The organism is Curtobacterium sp. MCBA15_005 (genome assembly GCF_001864855.1).
Lineage (GTDB): Bacteria > Actinomycetota > Actinomycetes > Actinomycetales > Microbacteriaceae > Curtobacterium > Curtobacterium flaccumfaciens.
Genome location: NZ_MJGL01000005.1, coordinates 132875 through 158002 on the forward strand (window position 1 = coordinate 132875; position 25128 = coordinate 158002).

The 25128-nt window shown below is 71.3% G+C and carries 19 protein-coding genes; 11 read left to right on the forward strand and 8 right to left on the reverse strand.

Going from position 1 to position 25128, the window contains the following annotated elements; all coding sequences use genetic code 11:
- Window positions 1-4: 4 nt before the first annotated feature.
- From ndk to ileS, 4 genes are read right to left on the reverse strand one after another with little or no spacing between them, the layout of a single operon-like run.
- Window positions 5-424: a nucleoside-diphosphate kinase gene (gene ndk / locus BIU89_RS05405; RefSeq protein ID WP_017885984.1), complete on the reverse strand. Its 420-nt coding sequence runs from the start codon at window positions 422-424 to the stop codon at window positions 5-7.
- A gap of 35 nt (window positions 425-459) precedes the next feature.
- Complete coding sequence (locus BIU89_RS05410; RefSeq protein WP_051596525.1) at window positions 460-876, reverse strand: DUF4233 domain-containing protein; 417 nt, start codon at window positions 874-876, stop codon at window positions 460-462.
- The gene (locus tag BIU89_RS05415; RefSeq protein WP_175474971.1) at window positions 873-2366 is read right to left on the reverse strand and encodes a bifunctional folylpolyglutamate synthase/dihydrofolate synthase; all 1494 of its coding nucleotides are present in this window, start codon (window positions 2364-2366) and stop codon (window positions 873-875) included. The genes BIU89_RS05410 and BIU89_RS05415 overlap by 4 nt, the downstream gene beginning before the upstream one ends.
- Window positions 2363-5626: an isoleucine--tRNA ligase gene (gene ileS, locus BIU89_RS05420; RefSeq protein WP_071245035.1), complete on the reverse strand. Its 3264-nt coding sequence runs from the start codon at window positions 5624-5626 to the stop codon at window positions 2363-2365. Before ileS ends, BIU89_RS05415 begins: the two co-directional genes overlap by 4 nt.
- 244 nt (window positions 5627-5870) lie before the next feature.
- Here ileS and BIU89_RS05425 point away from each other — a divergent pair, with 244 nt between their 5' ends.
- A complete protein-coding gene (locus BIU89_RS05425; protein WP_071245036.1) occupies window positions 5871-6893 on the forward strand; it encodes a cation diffusion facilitator family transporter in 1023 nt (340 codons plus the stop codon).
- A 270-nt stretch (window positions 6894-7163) separates the two neighbouring features.
- Here the strand turns inward: BIU89_RS05425 and BIU89_RS05430 are convergent, their stop codons facing one another.
- Window positions 7164-7763 carry an acyl-CoA-like ligand-binding transcription factor gene (locus BIU89_RS05430; protein ID WP_027464707.1) on the reverse strand — a complete coding sequence of 200 codons (600 nt, stop codon included), beginning with the start codon at window positions 7761-7763 and terminating at the stop codon, window positions 7164-7166.
- A 32-nt stretch (window positions 7764-7795) separates the two neighbouring features.
- On the opposite strand from BIU89_RS05430, the gene BIU89_RS05435 reads away from it, so the two are divergent.
- Genes BIU89_RS05435 through BIU89_RS05450 form a run of 4 tightly spaced genes read left to right on the forward strand, consistent with a single transcriptional unit; the run spans window position 7796 to window position 13024 of the window.
- Entirely contained in the window at window positions 7796-9415 is a 1620-nt protein-coding gene (locus BIU89_RS05435; protein ID WP_071245037.1) for an ABC transporter substrate-binding protein, read from the forward strand.
- A gap of 5 nt (window positions 9416-9420) precedes the next feature.
- Window positions 9421-10416, forward strand: a complete 996-nt coding sequence (locus tag BIU89_RS05440; RefSeq protein ID WP_071245038.1) for an ABC transporter permease — start codon at window positions 9421-9423, stop codon at window positions 10414-10416.
- Complete coding sequence (locus BIU89_RS05445; protein ID WP_083404182.1) at window positions 10413-11312, forward strand: ABC transporter permease; 900 nt, start codon at window positions 10413-10415, stop codon at window positions 11310-11312. Before BIU89_RS05440 ends, BIU89_RS05445 begins: the two co-directional genes overlap by 4 nt.
- Window positions 11309-13024, forward strand: a complete 1716-nt coding sequence (locus BIU89_RS05450) for an ATP-binding cassette domain-containing protein (RefSeq protein ID WP_071245039.1) — start codon at window positions 11309-11311, stop codon at window positions 13022-13024. The genes BIU89_RS05445 and BIU89_RS05450 overlap by 4 nt, the downstream gene beginning before the upstream one ends.
- A 150-nt stretch (window positions 13025-13174) precedes the next feature.
- Here BIU89_RS05450 and proP read toward each other — a convergent pair whose 3' ends face one another.
- The gene (proP, locus tag BIU89_RS05455) at window positions 13175-14740 is read right to left on the reverse strand and encodes a glycine betaine/L-proline transporter ProP (RefSeq protein ID WP_228513609.1); all 1566 of its coding nucleotides are present in this window, start codon (window positions 14738-14740) and stop codon (window positions 13175-13177) included.
- Between the two features lie 323 nt (window positions 14741-15063).
- Between proP and valS the strand changes: the two genes are divergently transcribed.
- Window positions 15064-17658: a valine--tRNA ligase gene (gene valS / locus BIU89_RS05460; RefSeq protein ID WP_071245040.1), complete on the forward strand. Its 2595-nt coding sequence runs from the start codon at window positions 15064-15066 to the stop codon at window positions 17656-17658.
- A 65-nt stretch (window positions 17659-17723) separates the two neighbouring features.
- Window positions 17724-17975, forward strand: coding sequence for a hypothetical protein (locus BIU89_RS05465; RefSeq protein ID WP_027464702.1), 252 nt, complete (start codon window positions 17724-17726; stop codon window positions 17973-17975).
- Window positions 17976-18113: 138 nt separating this feature from the next.
- Here the strand turns inward: BIU89_RS05465 and BIU89_RS05470 are convergent, their stop codons facing one another.
- A complete protein-coding gene (locus BIU89_RS05470) occupies window positions 18114-18953 on the reverse strand; it encodes an alpha/beta fold hydrolase (RefSeq protein ID WP_071245041.1) in 840 nt (279 codons plus the stop codon).
- Between the two features lie 122 nt (window positions 18954-19075).
- On the opposite strand from BIU89_RS05470, the gene BIU89_RS05475 reads away from it, so the two are divergent.
- Both BIU89_RS05475 and BIU89_RS05480 read left to right on the forward strand, forming a co-directional pair.
- A complete protein-coding gene (locus BIU89_RS05475; protein WP_071245042.1) occupies window positions 19076-19657 on the forward strand; it encodes a TetR/AcrR family transcriptional regulator in 582 nt (193 codons plus the stop codon).
- A 226-nt stretch (window positions 19658-19883) separates the two neighbouring features.
- A complete protein-coding gene (locus tag BIU89_RS05480; protein WP_071245043.1) occupies window positions 19884-21908 on the forward strand; it encodes a M3 family metallopeptidase in 2025 nt (674 codons plus the stop codon).
- Window positions 21909-22179: 271 nt separating this feature from the next.
- On the opposite strand, the gene clpX is transcribed toward BIU89_RS05480, so the two are convergent.
- Window positions 22180-23460 (reverse strand): ATP-dependent Clp protease ATP-binding subunit ClpX, encoded by a 1281-nt coding sequence (gene clpX / locus BIU89_RS05485; protein ID WP_017886000.1) that lies wholly within the window; start codon window positions 23458-23460, stop codon window positions 22180-22182.
- A 236-nt stretch (window positions 23461-23696) separates the two neighbouring features.
- Between clpX and BIU89_RS05490 the strand changes: the two genes are divergently transcribed.
- Together BIU89_RS05490 and BIU89_RS05495 are read left to right on the forward strand one after the other, a co-directional pair.
- Entirely contained in the window at window positions 23697-24425 is a 729-nt protein-coding gene (locus tag BIU89_RS05490; RefSeq protein ID WP_071245044.1) for a YcnI family copper-binding membrane protein, read from the forward strand.
- Window positions 24426-24475: 50 nt separating this feature from the next.
- The gene (locus tag BIU89_RS05495) at window positions 24476-25084 is read left to right on the forward strand and encodes a copper resistance CopC family protein (protein ID WP_173035602.1); all 609 of its coding nucleotides are present in this window, start codon (window positions 24476-24478) and stop codon (window positions 25082-25084) included.
- The last annotated feature ends 44 nt before the right edge of the window (window positions 25085-25128 follow it).

Genomic DNA, 25128 nt, shown 5'->3' on the forward strand with positions numbered 1-25128 from the left:
CCGCTCAGGCGAACCAGAGCGCGAGCTCGCGCGCAGCCGACTCGGGGCTGTCCGAACCGTGGACCAGGTTCTGCTGCACCTTGAGGCCCCAGTCGCGGCCGAGGTCACCACGGATGGTGCCGGGCGCGGCGGAGGTCGGGTCGGTGGTGCCGGCGAGCGAGCGGAAGCCCGCGATCGCACCGTTGCCGGCGACGCGCACGGCGACGACGGGACCGGACTGCATGAACTCGACGAGCGGCTCGAAGAACGGCTTGCCCTGGTGCTCCTCGTAGTGCGCGTCGAGCAGGTCACGCGGTGCGGTGAGCATCTTCAGGTCGACGAGCTCGTAGCCCTTCGCCTCGATCCGGCGGAGGATCTCACCGGTCAGCTGGCGGGCGACGCCGTCGGGCTTGACGAGGACGAGGGTCTCTTCGAAGTCGGACACGCAGTACTCCCTGTGTTCGGGGTCGAATGTGGTGGTCAGTCCTCGCCCATGGCCGCTCGGCGCGCGGCGTTCTGACGGTCCAGTTGACCGCCCTTGACGAAGCAGAAGACCCACAGCGCCAGGAACACCACGGCGACCGCGAACATGAACGGTTCGATGAACCCGGTGGCGAGGATGGCCGCCTGCAGCAGCCACCCGAACCATACACCGGCCCGGTTGCCCGTCAGACGTGAGGCAGCTGCGAGGACGATGATCGCGCCGATGCCGCCGCCGAAGGCCGCGGCGGGCGGCAGCGTGCCCTTGCCGAAGACGACGAGCATGGGGAAGAAGAACATGATCGCCTCGAGCACCAGCGTGATCGAGAGCAGGCTCTCCTGCGCCCCGCGTTCGCGGCGCGGCTTCCGGGTGCGCGGTGCGCGGCCCGGCCGGGAGGCCCGTGGTGCGTCCGTCACTTCGCCTCGCCTTCGCGGTGCACGAGGTCCATGACCGCGCCCACCATCACGATGGAGCCCGCGACGAGCACGAGGGCGTCCTCGGCGTCCGCCTCGTCGGCCAGGCTGCGCGCTTCCTGCAGCGCGGACGCCAGGGACGGCTCGACGACGACGCGGTCCTCGCCGACCTCGTCGACGACGACACGGGCGAACTCGTCCGCGTCGAGCGCTCGCTCCCCCGGCGGCTGCGTCACGACGAACGTCGCGACGGTGTCCTTGAGCGCGCGGACGAACCCGCGGGCGTCCTTGTCGCCGAGGATCCCGACGACGCCGACGACGTGCTCGGAGGGGAACGCCACCGGCAGCGCCTCGGCCAGGGCCTTCGCACCGTGCGGGTTGTGCGCGGCGTCGACGACGACGGTCGGGTCGGTCGCGATGGGCTGCAGGCGACCGGGGCTGGTCGTGCCGGCGATGCCCTCGGACAGGACGTCCTCGTCGAGGGCCTGGGCCCCGCGGCCGAGGAACGACTCGACCGCCGCGATCGCCACGGCGGCGTTCTCGGCCTGGTGCCGGCCGAACAGCGGCAGGAACAGGTCGTCGTAGCGGCCGGCGATGCCCTGCACGGTGATGAGCTGTCCGCCCACGGCCGGGGTGACGTCGACGACGCTGAACCCGGTGCCCTCGACGGCCAGGGTGGACTCGGTGAGCTCGGCGGCGCGCTCGAGTTCGGCGAGGGCCTCGGGGACCTGCCGGCTCGACACCACGGAGGACGACGGCTTGACGATGCCCGACTTGGTGCGGGCGATCTCGGCCACGGTGGCACCGAGCTGCTTCGCGTGGTCGATGGCGATCGGCGTGAACACCGACACCTGGCTCTGCACGACGTTGGTGGAGTCCCACTCGCCGCCCATCCCGACCTCGATCACGGCGACGTCCACCGGTGCCTCGGCGAAGCACGCCAGGGCGAGCACGGTGAGCGCCTCGAAGAAGGTCAGCGGGAGTTCGCCCTTGTCGGCGAGCTCGCGGTCGGTGATCTCGAGCACCGGGGCGATGTCGTCCCAGTTCTCGACGAACCGGTCCGCCGCGATCGGCTGGCCGTCGACCACGATGCGTTCCCGGATCGACACCAGGTGCGGGCTCGTCATCAGGCCGGTGCGCAGACCGTGCGCCCGGACGATGCTCTCGATGGTGCGCGCGGTCGACGTCTTGCCGTTCGTGCCCGTCACGTGGATCACCGGGTACGCCAGGTGCGGGTCGCCGAGCAGCTCGACGGCGCGGCGGGTGGCGGTCAGCCGGCGCTCGGGGGCCTGTTCACCGATGCGGGCGTACAGGGCGGCCTCGACGCGGCGGACCTCGTCGTCGTCGCCGCCGTAGGGCACGGCGTCGGCCGGAGCATCTCCGGAGGGGCCGACCGGGATCCGGATGCCGTCCTCGTCACGACCGTCGAACTCGTCGTGTCCGACGAACTCCTCGTTCGCCTCGTGGCCGTCGTACTGGTCGTCGTCACTCATGCGCGTGCTACCTCCACGGATACCTTCGCACCGTCACCGACGTCGGTGGTGGTGTCGTCCGCCCCGAGGGGCTCGATCTCGACGCTCGTCGCCAGGGTCTCCCCCGCGATGAGCTCCTGGTGCGTGCGGACCGCGCCGTCGGCCGTGTCGTCCACCCGCAGGGTCAGGGCGATGCGGTCGCTGACGTCGAGGTCGGCGTCGCGGCGGGCCTGCTGGACGGCGCGGACGACGTCGCGGGCCAGCCCTTCGGCCTCGAGCTCGGGCGTGGTCACGGTGTCGAGCACGACGAAGCCGCCCTCGTCGAGGAACGCCACGGCCACCGAGGCGTCGGCCACCGTGAGGTCGAGCGAGTACTCGCCCTCGATGAGGTCGACGCCGCCGACGGTCACACCGGAGTCGGTCGCGGTCCAGTCGCCCTTCTTCGCGGCCGGGATCACCTGCTGCACCTGCTTGCCGATGCGGGGGCCGGCGACGCGGGCGTTCACGGTGAGCTTCCGCTCGATGCCGTACTGCGCCAGCGACTCCTCGGCCTGGGCCTCGAGCACCACGCGCTTGACGTTGAGCTCGTCGCGCAGGATGTCGGCGAACGGTTCGACCGCGGCCGGGTCCGGCACCACCAGGGTCAGGGTGGCGAGGGGCAGGCGGACGCGCTTGCCGGTGGCCTTGCGGAGCGCCAGGCCCTTCGAGGCGACGTCGCGCACACGGTCCATCGCGTCGACGAGGGCGTCGTCGGCGGGGAACTCGTCGGGGTCCGGGAAGTCCGTCAGGTGGACGCTGCGCCCGCCGGTCAGGCCCTTCCAGATCTCCTCGGTGACGAGCGGCGCGAGCGGGGCGGCGACCCGGGTCAGGGTCTCGAGCACGGTGTACAGCGTGTCGAACGCCGCACGGGTTTCGGCTCCCGCGTCCGCGTCCGCGTCGGCCCCGGTCCAGAACTTGTCGCGCGAGCGGCGAACGTACCAGTTCGTCAGCACGTCGGCGAAGTCGCGGACGGCCTGGGCCGCGAGCGGGGTGTCGAGCGCGTCGAGGTGCGTTCGGACGTCGGTGACGAGGACCCGGGTCTTCGCGAGCAGGTACCGGTCGAGCACGTCGGTCGAGTCGGTCCGGCGCTGGGCCCGGTACCCGTCGGGACCCGAGGCGTTCGCGTATAGGGTGAAGAAGTAGTACGTCGACCACAGCGGCAGCATGAACTCGCGGACGCCCTGGCGGATGCCCTCCTCGGTGACGACGAGGTTGCCGCCGCGGATCACCGACGAGGACATCAGGAACCAGCGCATGGCGTCGGCGCCGTCGCGATCGAAGACCTCGGAGACGTCCGGGTAGTTCCGGAGCGACTTCGACATCTTCTGGCCGTCCGAGCCGAGGACGATGCCATGGCTGATGACGTTCTGGAACGCCGGCCGGTCGAACAGCGCGGTGGAGAGCACGTGCATGACGTAGAACCAGCCGCGCGTCTGCCCGATGTACTCGACGATGAAGTCGGCCGGGCTGTGCGACTCGAACCACGCAGCGTTCTCGAACGGGTAGTGCACCTGGGCGTACGGCATCGAACCGGAGTCGAACCACACGTCGAACACGTCGGTGATCCGGCGCATCGTCGACCCGCCCGTGGGGTCGTCGGGATTCGGCCGCGTCAGGTCGTCGATGAACGGCCGGTGCAGGTCCACTTCGCCCTCGGCGTTCACCGGCAGGCGACCGAAGTCGCGCTCGATGTCGGCGAGCGAGCCGTACACGTCGGTGCGCGGGTACTCGGGGTCGTCGGACTGCCACACCGGGATCGGCGTGCCGAAGTAGCGGTTGCGCGAGACCGACCAGTCGATGGCGTTGCCCACCCACTTGCCGAACTGGCCGTCCTTGACGTTGTCCGGCACCCAGTTGATGTCCTGGTTGAGCTGGCCCATGCGGTCGCGGAGCTCGGTGACGCGGACGAACCACGACGAGACGGCCTTGTAGATGAGGGGCTTCCGGCACCGCCAGCAGTGCGGGTAGCTGTGCTCGTAGGACGCCTGGCGGAGCAGTCGCCCGGCGTCGCGGACGGCCTTCGTCAGCGGCTTGTTCGCGTCCGACCAGAGCATGCCTGCGACCTCGCCGAACTGCGACGTGAAGACGCCGCCCTCGTCGAGGGACAGCACCACGGGGATGCCGGCGGCGGCGCAGACCTCCTGGTCGTCGGCACCGTAGGCCGGGGCCTGGTGCACGATGCCGGTGCCCTCACCGGTCTCGACGTACTCGGCGACCAGTACTCGCCAAGCGTTCTCGTACCCTTCCTGGTCGGCCAGGTGGTCGAACAGACGCTCGTACTCGACGCCGTCGAGGTCGGCGCCCGTCAGGGTGCGCGCGACGGCGGCGAGCGCCTCGTCACCCGAGGCGTAGCCGAGCTCCTTCGCGTGCGCGGCCACGGTGTCCGAAGCCAGCAGGTAGGAGACGGAACCGGCGTCGGCACCGTCAGCCGCGCCTCCAGGCCCTGCCGGGACGACCGCGTACGCGATGTCCGGACCGACCGCGAGGGCGGCGTTCGTCGGGAGGGTCCAGGGGGTCGTCGTCCAGGCGAGCGCACGCACACCGGTCAGGTCGAGCGAGGAAGCGCGGTCACCGTGCAGCGGGAACGAGACGGTGACCGACTGGTCCTGGCGCATCTTGTAGACGTCGTCGTCCATGCGCAGCTCGTGGTTGGACAGCGGTGTCTGGTCGTTCCAGCAGTACGGCAGGACCCGGAAGCCCTCGTACGCCAGGCCCTTGTCCCAGAGCTGCTTCCACGCCCAGAGCACGCTCTCCATGAAGGTGACGTCGAGGGTCTTGTAGTCGTCCTCGAAGTCGACCCAGCGCGCCTGGCGGGTGACGTACTCCTGCCACTCGTCGGTGTACTGCAGCACGGACTTCTTGGCGGCGGCGTTGAAGACGTCGATGCCCATGGCGTCGATCTCGTGCTTCTCGGTGATGCCGAGCTGCCGCATCGCCTCGAGCTCCGCGGGCAGGCCGTGGGTGTCCCAGCCGAAGCGGCGGTGCACTTGCTTGCCGCGCATCGTCTGGTAGCGCGGGAAGACGTCCTTCGCGTACCCGGTCAGCAGGTGCCCGTAGTGCGGCAGGCCGTTGGCGAACGGCGGGCCGTCGTAGAAGGTCCACTCCGGGCAGCCCTGTCGCGCGTCGATGGACGCCTGGAACGTGTCGTCGCGCTTCCAGAAGGCGAGGATGCCCCGCTCGACGGCGGGGAAGCTCGGCGAGGGGACGACGCCATCGGCATCGGCGTTCAACGGGTACGGCACCGGGACTCCTTGTGGGTTCGCTCGATCTCCACGAGGACGAAAGCAGGTTCCGCGGTACCACCTCGTTTGCCGCCCAACGTGCGCTGTGCGACCACTCTGTGTCGGGGGTGGTGACGGTCCCGAACCCGCCCGGTTCTACTGACGGAGGCGCTGGTGCGCTCCGCGTTCTTCCGGAAGCTCCCCGGTGATGGCCGGATCGACGCTCTTGGAACACGACTTTACCGGACGGGAGCATGCTTGAGTGATGCCCGCAGAAGAACGTCCCGAGTCACTCGTCACCGTCCTGATCGCGTTCGGGGCGAACCTGCTCGTCGCGATCGCGAAGACGATCGCCTCGCTCGTCTCGGGATCGGCCTCGATGGTGGCCGAGGCAGCGCACTCCTGGGCGGACACCGGCAACGAGGTGTTCCTGCTCGTCGCGGAACGACGGGGCGGCAAGAAGCGGGACACCGCGCACCCGCTCGGGTACGGACGCGAGACGTACATCTGGTCGATGTTCGCCGCGTTCGGCCTGTTCACGGCCGGTGCGATCGTGTCGATCTACCACGGCATCTCGGAGTTCGGGGACACCGGGCCGGCCGAGGACGTCGTGCTCAACTACGTCGTGCTCGGGGTCGCGTTCCTGCTCGAGGGCACGAGCTTCCTGCAGGCGTACCGGCAGGCGCACGGTGCCGCGACCAAGCGCAAGGTCCCGGTGCTGCGGCACGTGCTGCAGTCGTCGAACCCGACGCTCCGTGCGGTGTTCGCCGAGGACGCGGCGGCGCTGATCGGCCTGGTCGTGGCGTTCCTCGGGGTGTTCCTGCACCAGGTCACCGGGCTGGCGGTGTTCGACGCGCTCGGCTCCATCGCGATCGGTGTGCTGCTCGGGATCGTCGCGATCGTGCTGATCGACCGCAATCGCCGGTTCCTGCTCGGTCAGAGCACGTCCCCCGAACTCGAGAACGCGGTGCTCGTCGAGCTGCTGGGCCGGTCGCAGGTGGAGCGGGTCACCTACCTGCACCTGGAGTTCGTGGGGCCGTCGCGGGTGTACCTCGTCGCGGCCGTCGACCTGACGGGCAACGAGACCGAGGAGCACGTGGCGGTGCGGTTGCGCGACGTGGAGAAGTCGCTCGAGGACAGCCCGTACATCGAGGAGGCCGTCCTCACCCTGAGCTACCCGGGCGACGAGTCGCTGGTGCCGACCGACGGCGACGTGCCCGAGGTGGTCCGGGACGGCACGGCTTCGGACGTCGCGTCCGGTGGGGCGGGGACCCTGCGCACGGAGTGAGCGTCAGCGGGTGTGCGGGCGTGCGGGCGTGCGGGCGGGTGTCGGGCGGGTGTCGCGGGACGCCGGCGTGTCCGTCCGACGCCGCCACGAGCTCGAGACGCCGCCGGATCCGGCGGCGTCTCGCCGTCGAGGCGGCGTCCCGCGAAGACGACGGCGTGTTCTGTGGGCGACCGACCGGCGGACGGGAGGCGCGGTGCCAGACCGCCACGAGCCTCCAGACCGACGGTCGGTCACGACCACCGCCCCGGGCACGACCGCAGGACGACGGCGTCAGCGGGCGTCGAGGCCCGCGACCACCGGGGTGAGCGCCGCCGCGACGTACTCGACGAGCGCACGGCGGCCGACCCCGTCGGTGACCCACACCCCGAACGCCGCGGCGGCGGCACCGAGCATCGCGCCGGACACCGTCTGCGGCCAGAGCGAGCGCGGCTGCTCCCCCGTGCGGCCCGCGACGAAGGCGGCGACGGCCTCGTGCTGCGCCGTCACCCGGACCGCGACGCCCGCCACCAGTTCGGGCCCGATGCCCATCACCTCGGCCTGCGCGACGGCCCACGGCACCCGCTCGGGGTCGTGGGCACGGGCTGCGGCGAGGAGCGCCTGCTCGACGGCCCGGACGACGCTCGGCTCGGTCGACGCGGCGAGGTACCCGGGCAGCCCGGCGACGGCGGCGTCGAGTTCGAGCCACATCACGTCGGCCTTCGCCGGGAAGTAGTTGAAGAACGTCGCGCGGCTGACCCCGGCGCGGGCGGCGATCTGGTCGACCGTGGTGCGTCCGTACCCCTGCTCGAGGAAGAGCTCGGCGGCGGCGTCCGCGAGCACCTCGGCGCTCGAGCGTCGGGGGCGGCCACCGCGGCGGATCGGTTCGTCCATGGGCCCCAGTAAACCGCTAGACTCGGTCAGCCATGATCTTGGACTCAGTACAGAAAACCCTCACCGCCGTCGCGGGCGCCTCGGCGGTCCTGCTCGTCCTGGCTGCCTGCAGCGGACCGGGCACGAGCACCGGGAGCAGCACCCCGGTCGCGGGCGGCACGCTCACCTACGCCTCCGGCGACGCCGAACCGACCTGCCTCGACCCGCACGTCGGCGGCAACTACCCGCAGGCGCTCCTGGCGACGCAGTACATCGAGGAGCTCGTCGGGCTCGAGGACGGCAAGCCCACGCCGGAACTCGCGACGAAGTGGACCACGAGCGACGACGGGAAGACCCTGGCGTTCACCCTGCGCGACGACGTCTCCTTCACCGACGGCACCCCGTTCGACGCCGCCGCGGTCGTGGCGAACATCGAGCACGTGCAGGACCCGGCCACCGCCTCGAGCACCGGCTACCTGGCGCTGCAGTCCATCACGAAGGCGACCGCCACCGACGAGCACACCGTCACGCTGACGCTGAGCCGGCCGGACAGCGCGCTGCTCGAGTCCTTCTCGCAGCCCTGGGTGGGCATGGAGTCCCCGAAGGCGCTCGAGCGCGAGCAGGCGACGAACTGCGAGTCCCCCGTCGGCACCGGCCCGTTCCGGGTCACCGGCTGGAAGCACGGCGACCGCGTCACCCTGACGAAGAACACCGACTACTGGGGCGCGACGAAGCCGCGCCTGTCCGGCATCACGTGGCGGTTCCTGCCGGACTCGACCTCGCGCTACGCCGCGCTGCAGTCCGGCCAGGTCGACGTGATCGACAACGCCCAGCCCGACCAGCTCAAGGCCGCGTCGGCGAAGGGCGCGATCCGCGACCTCGACGCCCCGCGCCCCGGCGCCTCGAACCGGCTCGAGCTGAACTCCGGTCACGGGGTGTTCCGCGACGAGGCGGTGCGCCAGGCCTTCATCGCCGGAGCGGAAATCGACCCCGGCCTGCAGTCGCTGTTCCTCGGCACCGCGAAGCGCTCGTACTCGGTGCTCTCGAGCGCCGAGCCGCTCGCGTACTCGGAGAAGAGCCGGTTCGACTACTCCCCCACCAAGGCGAAGCAGCTCCTCGACGACGCCGGGTGGAAGGTCGGGTCGGACGGCATCCGCGAGAAGGACGGCCAGCAGCTCACCGTGACGTTCCCCGTCTCGACGAACCAGTCGGTGCCAGCCGAGCGCAGCCTGTTCCAGCAGATCCAGGCGTCCGAGAAGGCCGTCGGGTTCAAGGTCGTCCTCGACGAACTCGACCTGTCCAGCTGGTACGCCGCCCTCGCCGCGAACGAGTACGACGTCGTCAGCGCCCCGTACACGAAGGTCGGCCCCGACGTCCTGCGCATCCTGTACGACAGCGCGAGCATCGAACCGGCACCGTCCGGCTACTTCGCGAACCTGGCCCAGCTCGACGACCCCGCCGTCGACCGGCTGCTCGAGCAGGCCGCCCGCACCTCGGACGCCGACGAGCGCGCCGACCTGTACGAGCAGGCCCAGAAGGCGATCCTGGCGAGCGACACCGTGCTCCCCCTGTACGACCAGCAGAACCACTTCCTGGTGCGCTCGGCCGTGCACGGCATCCGGACCACCCCGGTCTCGACGCCCTGGTTCGGCACCGCCTGGATCGACCGCTGACCCGGATGCGATGGGTCTGGTGGGCCGTCCGGCGGCTCGCCGGGGGCATCGGCGTGCTCTGGGCCGTCGCGACGATCGTCTTCGTCGCGATCCGGCTCATCCCCGGTGACCCGGCGCTCGCGATCCTCGGCGGACCGGGCTCGCAGGCCTCGGCCGAGGCCGTCGCCCAGGTCCGCCACGAGTACGGCCTCGACCAGCCGGTCCTGGTGCAGTACGCGGTGTTCCTCGGACGCCTGGCGACCGGCCAGCTCGGGGACTCGTACGCCTTCCGCACCCCGGTCGCGACGCTCCTCGCCCAGCAGCTGCCCGTCACGCTGACGCTCGCGGTCGCCGGCCTCGTCGTCGCCTGGGTGCTGGCGATCGTCGCCGCGTGGGCCTCGACGCAGCGCGGCCGGATCGCCGCCGGGCTCACCAGCGCCCTGAGCGTCACCGCGAGCGTGATGCCGCACTTCTGGCTCGGCAGCGTGCTCATCGTGGTGTTCGCCACGTCCCTGGGGTGGGTGCCGGCGGTCAGTGACGGCACCGCTCGCGGCTGGGTGCTCCCGGTGCTGACCGTGGCCGTGCCGGTCGCCGGGTACCTGGCCGAGACCGTGCGCGACGGCGTGGTCGACGCGCAGCGTTCGGCCTTCGCACTCGCCGCCCGGGGCCGGGGCGAGACCCGCCTCGGACTGTTCGGGCGGCACCTGCTCCGGCACGCGGCCCTGCCCGGGATCGCGCTGTCCGCGTGGGCCTTCGGGTCGCTCGTCTCCGGAGCCGTGGTCGTCGAGTCCGTGTTCGCCCTGCCCGGCATCGGCCGAGCCCTGGTCACCGCCGTCACCCAGCGGGACATGCCGCTCGTCGCCGGCATCGCGATGGTGTCGGCGGCCGCGTACGTCGTCGTGCTGGCCGTGGCCGACCTGGTCGAGCGTGCCGTCGACCCGCGCAGCACCGCACGGAACGCGGCCCTGCGCCCCGGTGGCGCGCGACGCCGTGGACCCGGCCGTCCGGCGGGCGCGCGGTGAGCGGGATCGCCGACCCGGGCCTCCAGACCGGAGTGCCCGGCCACCAGACCGCCGCCGGCACCGAGCGCGTCCGTGGGGGGACGCTCGGCGCCGGCGGCATCGCCGCGGGGGTGGTCGTCCTGGTCGCCGTCGTGGCGGCGGCGTGGCCCGCCCTGCTCGGCGGCGGGGACCCGCTCGCGGTGCACCCCGCAGACGCCCTGGCTGCGCCCAGCGGCGCGCACCCGTTCGGCACCGACGAGTCCGGACGCGACGTCCTGGCACGGGTGGTCGCGGGGACCCGGGCATCGCTCGTCGTCGGCGTCGCCGCGACCCTGATCGGCGGCGGCGTGGGCGTCCTGCTCGGCGTCGTCGCCGGACTCGGTACCGGGGCCGGACGACCCGGACGCCTGCTCGACGCCGTCATCGGCCGCGTCACCGAGGTCGCGTTCGCCCTGCCGCTGCTGCTCGTCGCCCTGGTCGTCATCGCCGTGACCGGTCCGGGTCCGGTGCCGGCGGTGCTCGCGGTCGGGTTCGCGACCGCTCCCGGCTACGCCCGGATCGTGCGCGGCCTGGTCCGGGCCGCCCGGAGTTCGCAGGTGGTCGAGACGGCGGTGCTGCTCGGCCGCTCCCCCGCCCGCACCGTGGTCCGGCACGTGCTGCCGACGGCGCTCTGGCCCGTCGTCGCCGTCGCCACGCTCGGGGTCGGGCAGGCGGTCGTGTGGGCCTCGGCGCTGAGCTACCTCGGGGTGGGCACGCCCCCGCCCGCGCCGGAGTGGGGCGCGATGCTCGCCGACGGTCGCACGTACCTGCAGACCGCGCCGTGGATGAGCACCTTCCCCGGACTCGCGATCGTGGTGCTCGCGACCGCCGTCACCGTGCTCGGCCGGGCGATCCGACGGACCGGGGCCGCGCGGTGAGCGCCGTCCTCGACGTCCGCGGGCTCACCGTCGCCATCGGCGGCACTCCGATCGTGCACGGTGTCGACCTGCGCGTCGACGCCGGCGAGTGCGTCGCCCTGGTCGGGGCGTCCGGTTCCGGCAAGACCGTCACCGCCCGAGCCGTGCTCGGCCTGTCCGCGCCCGGCGCCGCCGTGCACGCCGACGTGTTCGCGGTCGACGGCGTCGACGTCGGCGGGTACACGGACCGGCGGTGGCGCCGGCTGCGGGGATCGCGGGTCGGCTACGTCGGCCAGGAGGCCCTGGGCGCGTTGGACCCGCTGCGCCCCGTCGGGCGCGAGGTCGCCGACAGCCTCCGCCTGCACACCGAGATGCGTGCGGCCGAGCGCGTGGACGCCGTGCGCGACGCCCTGGCCGCGGTGGGCCTCGACCCGGACATCGCGACCGACCGCCGGCTCGCCGGAACGCTGTCGGGCGGGATGCGACAGCGGGCCCTCATCGCCGCGGCGACCGTCGGGTCCCCCGCGCTGCTGGTCGCCGACGAACCGACGACGGCGCTCGACGCCGGGGTCGCCGTCACCGTGATGGAACAGCTGCGGGCGGCGCAGACCCGGGGTGCCGGCCTGCTCGTCATCACGCACGACCTGGGGCTCGTCGCGGGGTGGGCCGACCGGGTCGCCGTCGTGCACGAGGGCCGCATCGTCGAGCAGGGAGCGGTCGCCGAGGTCTTCGCGGCCCCGACGCACCCCGCGACCCGGGCGCTGGTGCGCGCGGCCGGTGCTGCCGCGTCGCCCGCTGCTGCGTCGCCCGCTGCCGCGGCGCCCGCTGCTGCGTCGCGCGCTGCCGTTCGGTGCGAGGTTCCGGATGCCGTGCGAGGCGTCGAGGCTCGCACGGGAGCCGGATCCTCGCACGGTTCGGAACCGACCTCGCACGGTGCGAGGGAAGTGCTCGCCGCGCAGGGGCTCTCGCGGGAGTACGACGGGATGCTCGCGGTTGACGACGTGTCGTTCGGGCTCGTGCGCGGTCGGGTGCTCGGGGTGATCGGCGCCTCGGGCTCGGGCAAGACGACGCTCGCGCGGATGCTCCTCGGGCTCGAGACGCCCGACGCCGGCACGGTCACGCTCGACGACGACCCCTGGGTCCCGCTGCCCGAGCGCGAGCGACGCCCCCGACGGCACCGGGTCGCGGCCGTCGTGCAGGACCCGGGCGCGACGTTCGACGAACGGTGGAGCGTGGAGCGGGTCCTCGCCGACGCGTTCTCGCGCGGTGACGAACGGCGGGCACGCGGTGCGCTTGGCGAACGGGTCGACGCGGCACTGCGGCAGGTCGACCTCGACCCCGTGCTGCGGTCCCGCTCCCCCCGCACCCTGTCCGGCGGGCAACGACAGCGGCTCGCGATCGCCCGTGCGCTGGCGACCGACCCCGAGGTGATCGTGCTCGACGAGCCGGTGACCGCCCTCGACGCGACCGTGCAGGACGCCGTGCTTCGGCTGCTCGAACGGCTCCGCGACGAGACCGGGGTGGCGATGGTGTTCGTGTCGCACGACCTGCGGGCGGTCCGGCGGATGGCGGACGACGTGCTCGTGGTGCACCGCGGCGCGGTCGTCGAGCACGGCCCCGCCGCCGAGGTCTTCGCGCGCCCGGCGCACCCCGTGACCGCGCGGCTGCTGCACGCCGCGGAGCGGCTGGCAGCGGGCCCCGCCGCGGGGACCGCAGCCGGCCTCACGGGCTGAGCGACACTCCACGCGCGCTCGCACCCGTGGACTGTCGCTGCGCGCGTGACGTCACCGACGGCCCTGGAACGGCCAGGAGGCCCGGGGCGCGTTCCGAGACGGAACGTGCCCCGGGCCTCCTGGCCGGGTTGCCGCGAGGCGGCCCCGTGGTCAGGAACCGGAGGGTTCCTTCTGTGCAGCGTCGGCCGAGATGATCGGGATCTCGCTCGTCGAGAAGTCCTTCGCCCAGTCGGACTGTGCGAGCTCCGACGTCGGGTCGTTGTAGTCCTCGATGACGCCGGCGATCTCGTCCTCGGAGCCGACCGTCGGGCCGGAGCCCATGAGCGGGCTCGCGGCGGTCTCCTTGGTGAAGTACACCGCGACCAGGCCGATCACGGCGGCGAGCATCAGGTAGAACGCGGGGATGTCCTCGGCCCAGCCGTACCCGGCGTCCTTCGCGGCGTTGATGAGCGCGGCGGTCGCGAGCGGGGTGGTCCCGCCGAAGAGCGACACCGACACGTTGAACGCGATCGCCAGGGCGCCGTAGCGGATGATCGTCGGGAACAGCGCGGGCAGCGTCGACGGCATGGTCGAGGTGAACGTGACCAGCACGACGCCGAGGATCAGCAGGCCGGCGAAGACGCCGACGCCGGTGCCGGTCTGGACCAGCTTGAGGGCCGGCCAGGACAGCAGGATGAAGCCGATGCAGCCGGCGGCGAGCACCGGACGGCGCCCGAACTTGTCGGACAGTCGGCCGCCGAAGGTGATGACGACCATCATGAGCAGCATCACGATGACGATGAGGATCAGGCCGAACGTGGCGTTCTGGCCGAGGTTCTGCTCCAGGTAGGTCGGCATGTACGACAGCAGCATGTAGTCGGTCACGTTGAAGACCAGGACCAGGCCGATGCAGATGATGAGCGAGCGCCAGTTCTCGGCGAAGAGCTTGAGGAACGGGGTCTTCTGGCCCTCGCGCTCGGCGGCCTGCTCCTGCTGCTTCTGGAACGCCGGGGTCTCCTCGAGCTTGAGGCGCAGGTAGAGGCCGATCAGGCCGAGGGGGCCCGCGACGATGAACGGGATTCGCCAGCCCCAGCTGAGCAGGGCGTCCTCGGACAGGCCGAACTGCAGGCCCGTGACGATCGAGGCACCGAGCACGTAGCCGGCGAGGGTGCCGAACTCGAGCCACGAGCCCATGAAGCCACGGCGCTTGTCGGGCGAGTACTCGGCGATGAAGGTCGCGGCGCCGCCGTACTCACCACCGGTCGAGAAGCCCTGCACGAAGCGGGCGACGAGCAGCAGGACCGGGGCCCAGAAGCCGATCGTGTCGTACGACGGGATCAGGCCGATCATGAGCGTGCCGGCGGCCATCAGGATCATCGTCAGCGCGAGGACCTTCTGGCGGCCGATCTTGTCGCCGATCGGGCCGAACACGGCACCGCCGATCGGGCGCACGATGAACGCGGCGGCGAAGAAGCCGAACGTGGCGACGATGTTCGCGGCCGGGTCGCCCTGCGGCAGGAACACCTGCGAGATGGTGACCGTCAGGTACGCGAAGATGCCGAAGTCGAACCACTCCATCGCGTTGCCGAGCGCGGCAGCCGCGACGGCACGCTTGAGCAGCGACTCCTCGACGACGGTGACGTCGTCCTTCGTCAGATCGCGACGAGCGCGCTTCGCGGCGCCCTTCGTGCGCAACGGCCGATCGCCGTGCGGGTGGGGTGCGTTGTTCGGTGCCAAGTCGTTCCTCCGGGGTGCGGTGCTTCCTTCGGGCGTCCGGCGGACGGCGACGTTGCAGCTCCTGCGAACCCTGCGCTCGCCGGACAAACCCAGGAAGACTAGCAGGCTCCGGGCGTGTCCGACAGTTCGGTGTGCTAGACGCTGCTCGGTGATGGCTGCGTCCGACCGCTCGTCCGACCGCTCGTCCGACCGCTCGTCCGACCGCTCGTCCGACTGCATGCGCGTGCGCGGCCGCTACGATTGGGGCACCGCGCGTCAGGCGCGGAACACTCAGGCACCTCATCACGGACTCGGTGCCGCACACACGTACGGAAGGCACACCCATGACCAAGCCCATGCCCGAGAAGCCGAGCGTCGACGGACTGGAGCAGGTCTGGGGGCCCGTCTGGGAACAGGACGGCACCTACCGCTTCGACCGCGACGCCGCCGGTCACCGCGACGCCGTCTGGTCGATCGACACCCCGCCGCCCACCGCCTCCGGCTCGCTGCACATCGGGCATGTGTTCTCGTACACGCACACCGACCTCAAGGCCCGGTTCGAGCGCATGCGCGGCAAGCACGTGTTCTACCCGATGGGCTGGGACGACAACGGTCTGCCCACCGAGCGCCGTGTGCAGAACTACTACGGCGTCCGCTGCGACCCGACCCTGCCGTACGACCCCGAGTTCACGCCGCCGTTCGAGGGCGGGGACGGCAAGTCCTCGAAGGCCGCCGACCAGCTGCCGGTGTCGCGCCGCAACTTCATCGAGCTGTGCGAGCGCCTGACCGTGCAGGACGAGCAGCAGTTCGAGGAGCTCTTCCGCACGCTCGGCCTGTCGGTCGACTGGACCCAGTCGTACCGCACCATCGACGACACCTCGCGGGCCAGTGCCCAGCGCGCGTTCCTGCGCAACCTCGAGCGCGGCGAGGCCTACCAGGCCGACGCCCCGACCCTGTGGGACGTCACGTTCCGCACCGCGGTCGCGCAGGCCGAGCTCGAGGACAAGGAGATGCCCGGCGCGTACCACGGCATCGCCTTCCACCGCACCGACGGCGGCGACGACGTCGTCATCCAGACCACCCGCCCCGAGCTCCTGCCCGCCTGCGTCGCCCTGGTGGCCCACCCGGACGACGAGCGGTTCCAGGACCTCTTCGGCACCACGGTCCGCTCCCCCCTGTTCGACGTCGAGGTCCCGGTGCTCGCACACCACCTGGCGCAGAAGGACAAGGGCGCCGGCATCGCGATGGTCTGCACCTTCGGTGACACCACCGACGTCGTGTGGTGGCGCGAGCTGCAGCTGCCGAACCGCGCGATCATCGGCTTCGACGGCCGCGTGCGTTCCGACGAGCCCGCCTGGATCGAGTCGGCGACGGGCAAGGAGCTCTACGCCGAGATGGCCGGCAAGACCGTGTTCTCGGCCAAGAAGGTCGTCGTCGACGCCCTGACCGAGTCCGGCGAGCTGATCGGTGACGTCAAGACCATCCAGCACCCGGTGAAGTTCTTCGAGAAGGGCGACAAGCCCCTCGAGATCGTGTCGACCCGTCAGTGGTACATCGTCAACGGTGCGCGCGACGAGCAGCTGAAGAGCACGCTCCGCCAGCGCGGCGAGGAGATCGCGTTCCACCCGGACTTCATGCGCGTCCGCTACGACAACTGGGTCGGTGGCCTGTCCGGCGACTGGCTCATCTCGCGCCAGCGCTTCTTCGGCGTGCCGCTGCCCGTCTGGTACCCGCTCGACGCCGACGGCAACCCCGTGTTCGACCAGCCGATCGTGCCGACCGAGGCACAGCTGCCCGTCGACCCGGCCTCCGAGCCCGCCCCCGGCTTCACCGAGGACCAGCGCGGCGTGCCCGGCGGGTTCCAGGGCGAACTCGACGTCATGGACACCTGGGCCACCTCGTCGCTGACCCCGCAGCTCGCGGGCAAGTGGGAGACCGACCCGGCGCTCTACGACCTGGTGTACCCGTACGACGTCCGCCCGCAGGCGCAGGACATCATCCGCACCTGGCTGTTCACGACCGTGCTCCGCAGCCAGCTCGAAGCCGACGTGGTGCCGTGGAAGCACGCCTCCATCTCCGGCTTCATCGTCGACCCCGACCGCAAGAAGATGTCGAAGTCGAAGGGCAACGTCGTCACGCCGCTGTCGATCCTCGAGCAGCACGGCGCCGACGCGGTCCGCTACTGGGCGGCCTCGTCCAAGCTCGGCACCGACGCGGCGTTCGACCCGCAGAACCCGAAGCAGATCAAGGTCGGCCGTCGTCTGGCGATCAAGGTGCTCAACGCGGCGAAGTTCGTCTACGGCTTCCCGCTGCCCGAGGGTGCCACGAGCGTCACCGAGGCCCTCGACGTCGACATGCTCGCCGAGCTCGGTGCCGTCGTCGAACAGGCCACCGCGGCGTTCGACGGGTTCGACCACGCCCGTGCCCTCGAGATCACCGAGCGCTTCTTCTGGACGTTCTGCGACGACTACCTCGAACTCGTGAAGGAGCGTGCGTACGGCACCGCGTCCGACGCGACGCACGAGACGCAGGCGAGCGCGGTCCTGGCGCTGCGCGGCGCGATCGACGTGCTGCTCCGACTGCTGGCACCGTTCCTCCCGTACGCGACGGAAGAGGTGTGGGCCTGGACCCACGACACCAGCGTGCACCGGGCCTCCTGGCCGACCGCGGCCGACCTGCCGACCGACGCGGCCCCCACCGGGCTGCTCGCGGCCGTCGGGCAGGCGCTCATCGGGATCCGCGGGGCGAAGACGGCGGCGAAGGCCTCGCAGAAGACGCCCGTGACGCGTGCCGTCGTCGCGGCGCCCGCCGAGACGCGGGTGCTCATCGAGCGCGCGGCGGTCGACCTGGCGGCCGTCGGCCGCATCGAGAACCTGTCGTTCGTCGACGGCGACGAGCTCGCCGTCACCGAGATCGAGCTCGCGGAGCAGCAGGCGTAACGTCGGCTCTCCGGGCCGGGTCGCATCGGCGACCCGGCCCGTCAACCACCGGATCGGAGGCACGGATGCAGTTGGGCACACGCTGGAACGTGGGTGGGGAGCCGCCTGCGCGACTGCCCGAGACCATGGTCGTCGCCGTGCGCGGGGTCGAGGACGAGCTCGCGGCGGAGTCCGTCGACACGGCGACGTGGGGCTGGACCCTGACCTTCCTGGAGGGCAAGCCGATCGTCGAGCTCGACGACGGCACCTCGATCCACCTCGACGCGCTCGGGCACGCCCAGGTGACGAACCCCGACGACGCGGGCGAAGAGGACTAGCGCGCGGCGCGGTTCGCGGCGCGCGCTGCGCGGTTCGCTTGGAGTGCAGGAATGGTCGGGTCCCCGGTGGGGACCCGACCATTTCTGCTCACGATGCGGGCGCCCCCACCGGGGAGCGCCCGCGTGATCGCCGAGGGATCAGGACTCGGCGAGCCAGGTGCCGAGGACCTCGTTCACCTCGGCGGTGTGCGTGGTGAGCAGGCCGTGCGGGGCGCCCTCGATCTCGACGTACTTCGCCGCGGGCAGTGCCTGGGTGAAGCGTCGGCCGGTGGCCTCGATGGGAAGGATGTTGTCCGACGTGCCGTGCACGATCAGGGCAGGGACGGTGACCTTCGGGATGTCCTGGCGGAAGTCGGTCGGCCAGGTCAGGGGTGCGGCCGCGGACGCGATGGAGCCGGAGCCGGCCGCGATGTTCCAGGCGTTGCGGACCTGCTCCTCGGAGATGCGGGTGCCGAGGTTCTCCGACAGGTTGAAGAAGTCCTGGTAGAAGTTCGTGAAGTACGCGTAGCGGTCCTTCGCCACGTCGGCGGCGATGCCCTCGAAGAACGACATCGGGCCGGCGCCGTCGGGGTTGTCGTCGGTGATGGCGAGGAACGGCTCGAGCGAGGCGAGGAACGCGACCTTCGCGATCCGGTCCTCACCGTGGCGGCCGATGTAGCGGGCGATCTCACCGGTGCCCATCGAGAAGCCGACGAGGATCACGTCGCGCAGGTCGAGGGTCTCGAGGACCGTGTGCAGGTCGTCGGCGAAGGTGTCGTAGTCGTAGCCGGTGGACGGCTGCGAGGACTGGCCGAAGCCGCGGCGGTCGTACGTGATGACGCGGTAGCCGGCCTCGAGGAGCATCGGGACCTGCCCCTCCCACGAGTTGCCGTCGAGGGGGAAGCCGTGGATCAGCACGATCGGCTGCCCCTGGCCCTTGTCCTCGTAGTGGAGTTCGATGTCGACGCTGTTCTCGGTTCCGACGGTGATGGCACCCATGATCGTTCCTTCCCTGAGTATCGCGGAGAACGATCGTTCTCCGCCGATGTGGACTACAGTAGAGAACGCCCGTTCCCGGCGCAAGTCGAGAGCGGTGAACACTCAGGGAACGGGGTACACACATGGCCACCAGCACCGTCGAGCCGGACGTCCGAGCACACATCGTCGAGGTCGCGGACCAGCTGTTCTACACGCGAGGGATCCAGTCCGTGGGGATGGACGAGATCCGCACGGGCGCAGGGGTCTCCCTCAAGAAGCTGTACGCGGCGTTCCCCGGCAAGGAGCAGCTCATCGCCGCGGTGCTCGCCGGCCGCCACGACATGTGGGAGCAGGGTGTGCACGGCGCGGTCGAGGCTGCGACCAGCCCGCGCGACAAGCTCCTGGCGGTCTACGACTTCCTCGAGTCGTGGTTCGGCGACGACACGTTCCGCGGCTGCGGGTTCATCAACGCGTTCGGCGAGCTCGGCGCGACCTCGCCCGCGGTCGCCGAGATCGCGCGCGAGCACAAGGACTCGTTCCAGCAGTTCGTGCAGCGACTCACCGCTGAGGTCGTCGCCGACCCCGAGCACGCCGAGGAACTCGCCGCACAGCTCGCACTGCTCGCCGAGGGCGCGCAGACCACCGCGGCCATCGCCGGCACCACGGCGCCGGCCGCGCACGCGCGCCGTGCCGCGGTCACACTGATCGACGCCGCGATGCGCTGACACGCGACGCGGGGCGGTCGGGAGGCCCGTGGCGGCGGCGCCACGGGCCTCCCGTCCGTCCGCTGGTCGCGCCTGGCGCGGGTGCGCTCGCCGGGCCGTTTCGGGCGTACCTGGTCGTTCCGGGCGTACCGGGTCGGTTCTTTCGACCAGGTACGCCCGATTCCGCTTCCCAGTCCGGGTGTCATGGGAAGGAACGGACTCCAGCACCCGTGCATAGGGTGGGCAGATGGCAACCCCGTTCGACGTCCCGAGCACCCTCCCCTACGCCCTGCCGCCCTTCGGCGACGTGCGACTCGAGCACTACCGACCGGCATTCGAGGCCGGCATGGCCGAGCAGCGCGCCGAGGTCGAGGCCATCGCCACCGACCCGCACGCCCCGACGGTCGAGAACACCCTGGTCGCACTCGAGCGATCCGGGCAGCTGCTGACCCGCGTCAGCCACGTGTTCTTCACGCTGTCGTCGGCCGACTCGACCCCGGAGCTGCACGACCTCGAGGCCGAGGTCTCCCCGCTCCTCGCCGCCCACCGCGACGCGATCACGCTCGACTCCCGCCTGTACGCCCGCGTACAGGAGGTCCTCGACGGTGCCGAGGCCGCCGGGCTGACCGGTGAGGCGCTGCGCCTGGTCGAGCGGACCCACGCCGAGATGACCTTGGCGGGCGCCGGCCTCGACGACGCGGGCAAGGAGCGTCTGACCGCGATCAACCAGGAGCTCTCGACCCTCACGACGACCTTCGAGCGGAACCTGCTCGAGGACACCAACGAGTCCGCCGTGCACGTGACGAACGAGGACGAGCTCGAGGGGCTCGACGACGGGGCGAAGTCCGCCGCGGCCGCCGCTGCCGCGGACCGAGGCTTGGACGGCTGGCTCATCACGCTGCCGCTCTACACCGGACACCCGTGGCTGTCGTCACTGGCGAACCGTGACCTGCGCGAGCGGATCATGCGCGCCTCGCTCGCCCGCGGTCGTCGCGGCAACGAGTACGACAACCGCGACGTGCTGCTCCGCATCGTCCGGCTCCGCGCCGAGCGCGCCGAGCTGCTCGGGTTCCCGAACCACGCCGCCGTGGTCACCGCCGACGAGACGGCGAAGACCCCCGAGGCCGTCGACGGGCTGCTGTCCTCGCTCGTCGGCGCCGCGGCACGGAACGCTGACGACGAGCGCGCGGTCCGGTCGCGCACGGTCGGGTTCGACATCGAGTCGTGGGACTGGGCGTACGCCACCGAGATCCTGCGAGGCGAGCAGTTCGCCGCGGACAGCACCGCGCTCCGCCCGTACTTCGAGGCCGACCGGGTCCTGCACGACGGGGTCTTCCACGCCGCCGGCGCCCTGTACGGTCTGACGTTCACCGAGCGACCGGACCTGCACGGCTACAACGACGAGGTCCGGGTCTTCGAGGTCACCGGCGACGACGACGAACCCGTCGGGCTGTACCTGCTCGACCTCTACACGCGTGACGGCAAGCGTGGCGGTGCGTGGATGAACCCGGTCGTCGAGCAGTCCGAGCTGCTCGGCACCCTGCCCGTCGTGGTCAACAACCTCAACGTCGCGAAGCCGTCCGCCGGATCCCCCACCCTGCTCATCCAGGACGAGGTCGAGACGCTCTTCCACGAGTTCGGCCACGCCCTGCACGGCCTCATCGCCCGCACCACCTACCCGCGGTTCTCCGGCACGAACGTCGAACGGGACTTCGTCGAGTTCCCGAGCCAGGTGAACGAGATGTGGCTGTCGTGGCCGTCCGTGCTGGCGAACTACGCGAAGCACCACGAGACCGGAGCACCCCTGCCGCCCGAGCTCGTCCTGGGGCTCAGCGAGTCCGAGGGGTTCAACGAGGGCTTCGGCACGACCGAGTACCTCGCCGCAGCACTGCTCGACCAGGCGTGGCACCGGCTCTCGGCAGCCGAAGCCGCAGCGGTGACGTCCGTCGAGGACTTCGAGCGTTCGGCGTTGGAGTCCGCCGGCATCGCCGTCGAGGCCGTGCCGCCGCGCTACTCGTCGACGTACTTCGCGCACACGTTCTCGGGCGGGTACGACGCCGGGTACTACGGGTACATCTGGTCCGAGGTGCTCGACGCCGACACCGTGGAGTGGTTCCGCGACAACGGCGGGCTGGACCGTGCGGCTGGTCGACGCTTCGCGGAACGCCTGCTCGGGGTCGGCGGGGCGAAGGACCCGCTCGAGGCGTACCGGGACTTCCGCGGCCGCGACGCCGAGGTCGGCCCGCTGCTGCGGCGCCGCGGGCTGGAGTAGGCGCGGCGGCGCCACCGCGGCCGCAGGCGCCGGCCGGGGGCCGGGGGCCGCGGCGGCGCGGGCACCGTACGCACAACCAAAGTCACCCCGAACCGCGCAACCGCGTTGTTCGGGGTGACTTTGGTTGTGCGCAGCGCTCCCGCGCCGGATCGCGCGACAACGCGCCTACGAAGACGGGCCCGCGCGGGTCCGCGCCACACGGCACCGCACGAACGACGAAGGCCCGCACCGATCACGGTGCGGGCCTTCGTGCTGAAGACGACGAAGCGGACTACGCCGACTTCTCGACGCGCTTGGCCCGGGGCCGCGGCACGATCGTCGGCGCCGCGTTCTCGAGCACGGACTCGCGGGTGATCACCACGCGGGCGACGTCGTCGTCGGACGGGACGTCGAACATCACCGGGCCGAGGACCTCTTCGAGGATCGCCCGGAGCCCGCGGGCGCCGGTCTGGCGCAGCACGGCGAGGTCCGCGATGGCCTCGAGCGCACCCTGGTCGAACTCGAGCTCGACGCCGTCGATCTGGAACATCCGCTGGTACTGCTTGACCAGCGCGTTCTTCGGCTCGGTCAGGATCTGCATGAGCGCTGCCTGGTCGAGCTGCGACACCGTGGTGACGACGGGCAGACGACCGATGAACTCGGGGATCAGACCGAACTTGTGCAGGTCTTCCGGCAGTACCTCGGAGTACAGGTCCTGGTGGTCGGTCGCGCTGTGCAGGGGTGCTCCGAAGCCGATCCCGCGCTTGCCGACGCGCGAGGACACGATGTCCTCGAGCCCGGCGAACGCACCCGCCACGATGAACAGCACGTTCGTCGTGTCGATCTGGATGAACTCCTGGTGCGGGTGCTTGCGGCCGCCCTGCGGCGGGACCGAGGCGACCGTGCCCTCGAGGATCTTGAGCAGCGCCTGCTGCACGCCTTCGCCCGAGACGTCGCGGGTGATCGACGGGTTCTCGGCCTTGCGGGCGATCTTGTCGACCTCGTCGATGTAGATGATGCCGGTCTCGGCGCGCTTCACGTCGTAGTCGGCGGCCTGGATGAGCTTGAGGAGGATGTTCTCGACGTCTTCGCCGACGTAGCCGGCCTCGGTCAGGGCGGTGGCGTCCGCGACGGCGAACGGCACGTTGAGGCGCTTGGCCAGCGTCTGCGCCAGGTACGTCTTGCCGCAGCCGGTCGGACCGATGAGCAGGATGTTCGACTTGGCGATCTCGATGTCGTCGCGGTCTTCGGCGGCGGTGATCTGCCCCTGCGCCCGGATGCGCTTGTAGTGGTTGTAGACGGCCACGGCGAGGGCGCGCTTCGCCGGGTCCTGCCCGATGACGTACTCCTGCAGGAAGTCGAAGATCTCCCGCGGCTTGGGCAGTTCGAAGTCCCCGCTCGAGGTGTCCTCGCCGGCTTCGGCCAGACGTTCCTCGATGATCTCGTTGCAGAGCTCGACGCACTCGTCGCAGATGTAGACGCCCGGTCCGGCGATGAGCTGCTGGACCTGCTTCTGGCTCTTGCCGCAGAACGAGCACTTGAGGAGATCGCCGCTCTCTCCGATGCGTGCCATTCCCGTGCCTCCCTGATTGGACATGCCGGCCGCGCTGTCGCACCACCGCTGGTGCACCGCTGCTGGTGGGCACCTCGTCGTGGACACGAGCCTAACCGCAACCGGTGACACCGACCGCGATGCCCCTCCGGAATCCGCCCGCGCGTTCGCCCAGGGCGTGCGAGCCTGCTACGGTGATCCGGACTTCTCTACATCTTGTAGAACAGCAGGTGCAGAACCACCCCGGAAGGAACCCCATGCAGAAGCGTCTCGCCGCCGGCGGCGCCGTCACCCTCGGTGTCGCAGCCGTCATCGTCCTCGGCAGCGCCACGGCGGCCAGCGCACACGTCTCCGCCACGGCCACGTCGACCGCAGCGAACTCGTACACCACGGCGACCTTCTCGGTCCCGCACGGCTGCGACGGCTCCCCCACGACGAAGATCCAGTTCCAGGTGCCGGAGTCCGTCATCGAGGTCACGCCCACCGTGAACCCGAACTGGACGATCACGAAGGCGACCGAGCCCTACACCGACCCGTCGGCGTCGGCATCGGACGAGGACCACGCCGAGACGGCCGCCGAGCGCGTCACCAGCGTCACGTACACCGCGAAGGCCCCCCTGCCCGCCGACGAGCGCGACACCTTCGCGCTCTCGTTCTCGCTGCCGGACGGCAAGGCCGGTGACCTGGTCGAGTTCCCCGCGATCCAGACCTGCGAGAAGGGCAGCGTCGAGTGGAACCAGGAGCAGAAGGCCGGCGAAGCCGAGCCCGAGCACCCGGCCCCCTCGATCACGCTGACCGCCGCCGAGGCGACGGACGACGACGGTGACCCCATCGCCGCGACCCCGTCGGCCGAGGCCGCCGGCACGACCGCGTCGAGCGACCCCGACCTGGTCGGCCGCTTCCTCGGCCTCGGCGGCCTGGTGCTCGGCGCCGTCGCCCTGGTCGTCGCCGTCGCCGGCACGCGTCGTCGGAGCTCCGCCAAGTGACACAGCGCGGCTCGCGTCGGCCCCGGCCTCGGTCCTCTGCCTGGAGGCTCGTGGCCGGGACCGCTGCGGCCGTCGCGATCGCCGGTGGCGCGGTCCTCGGGCTCGCCGGTCCGGCCAGCGCGCACAACTACCTGATCTCGTCCGACCCGGAGGTCGGCGGCACCCTGACCGAGCTGCCGAAGACGTTCGACATCACGACGAACGACAGGCTGCTCGACATCGGCGACTCGGGGTCGGGCTTCGCGTTCCGCATCGTCGGCCCCGACGGCAGGTACTACGAGGACGGCTGCGTCGACGTCGAGGGGCCGTCGATGACCACGACCGCCGCACTCGGCGACTCGGGCAAGTACACCGTCGAGTGGCAGATCGTCTCCGCCGACGGGCACACCGTCTCCGACGAGTACCCCTTCACCTGGAAGGCGCCGTCGGGCTTCACCCCGGCCTCGGGTGCGGCGAAGCCCCCGACCTGCGCCACCGCTGGTGACGACGACGCCGGCTCGGACACCACCACCGGCACCGCCTCGGGGTCGAGCGACTCGGCGGCGTCCGACGCGATCTGGATCGGCGCCGGTGGCGTCGTGCTGGTCGGCGTGGTCGTCGCGGTGCTGCTGCTCCTGCGCCGCAAGCCGGCCCCGGAGTCCGACGACACCGAGGACTGACCACCGCGCAACGACGAAGGCCCCGCACCGATCGGTGCGGGGCC

Excerpts from the sequence above, each read along its gene's own strand:
- BIU89_RS05430 (WP_027464707.1), bottom strand. The coding sequence starts at position 7,763 with ATGGACGAACCGATCCGCCGCGGTGGCCGCCCCCGACGCTCGAGCGCC.
- BIU89_RS05425 (WP_071245036.1), top strand. The coding sequence starts at position 5,871 with ATGCCCGCAGAAGAACGTCCCGAGTCACTCGTCACCGTCCTGATCGCG.
- BIU89_RS05440 (WP_071245038.1), top strand. The coding sequence starts at position 9,421 with ATGCGATGGGTCTGGTGGGCCGTCCGGCGGCTCGCCGGGGGCATCGGC.
- BIU89_RS05490 (WP_071245044.1), top strand. The coding sequence starts at position 23,697 with ATGCAGAAGCGTCTCGCCGCCGGCGGCGCCGTCACCCTCGGTGTCGCA.
- BIU89_RS05475 (WP_071245042.1), top strand. The coding sequence starts at position 19,076 with ATGGCCACCAGCACCGTCGAGCCGGACGTCCGAGCACACATCGTCGAG.
- BIU89_RS05435 (WP_071245037.1), top strand. The coding sequence starts at position 7,796 with ATGATCTTGGACTCAGTACAGAAAACCCTCACCGCCGTCGCGGGCGCC.
- valS (WP_071245040.1), top strand. The coding sequence starts at position 15,064 with ATGACCAAGCCCATGCCCGAGAAGCCGAGCGTCGACGGACTGGAGCAG.
- clpX (WP_017886000.1), bottom strand. The coding sequence starts at position 23,460 with ATGGCACGCATCGGAGAGAGCGGCGATCTCCTCAAGTGCTCGTTCTGC.
- BIU89_RS05465 (WP_027464702.1), top strand. The coding sequence starts at position 17,724 with ATGCAGTTGGGCACACGCTGGAACGTGGGTGGGGAGCCGCCTGCGCGA.
- BIU89_RS05415 (WP_175474971.1), bottom strand. The coding sequence starts at position 2,366 with ATGAGTGACGACGACCAGTACGACGGCCACGAGGCGAACGAGGAGTTC.
- BIU89_RS05470 (WP_071245041.1), bottom strand. The coding sequence starts at position 18,953 with ATGGGTGCCATCACCGTCGGAACCGAGAACAGCGTCGACATCGAACTC.
- BIU89_RS05480 (WP_071245043.1), top strand. The coding sequence starts at position 19,884 with ATGGCAACCCCGTTCGACGTCCCGAGCACCCTCCCCTACGCCCTGCCG.